This window comes from Streptomyces sp. NRRL F-2664 (genome assembly GCF_000719345.1).
GTDB lineage: Bacteria > Actinomycetota > Actinomycetes > Streptomycetales > Streptomycetaceae > Streptomyces.
The window spans coordinates 1-382 of record NZ_JOFX01000398.1; the positions used below are offsets into that span (position 1 = coordinate 1).

Annotated in this window: 1 protein-coding gene; it reads right to left on the reverse strand. The window is 71.7% G+C overall.

The features are described from left to right. The coding region (locus IF89_RS39790) for a hypothetical protein (RefSeq protein WP_043195016.1) at nucleotides 1–382 on the reverse strand (382 nt) is incomplete at both ends.

A 382-nucleotide genomic window follows, 5' to 3' on the forward strand; every position in this document is an offset into this window, starting at 1 on the left:
CTCTTCAGGGTCGTACACGGTCTCGGTGACCGTCCCGGTCTCGTCGGTGGTCTTGACCGCACGGCCGTAGGCGTCGTAGGCGGCGGCGGTCGCCACTTCGCGTTTCTGGCCGGCGGAGTTGTGGACGGTGCTGGCCTCGCGCACCGGCAGCGCCCAGTCCGCAGGCAGCTCCGCATCCCGGGGCGGAGGCACGGGGCTTGCGGGATCCTGCTGCCAGCTGTAGCCGCGCACCAGTTCCCCGGCGGGCCGGCCGCCGAGGGCGGAGGTGTAGACCTGCTGGGACGTCAGGAGGTGGAGGCTGTTGTAGTGGGAGACCACCCTGCGCTCCGGCTCGCCGTCCGGGCCCAGGAGGGAGACCTCGGTGGTGTAGGTGAAGCCGGTC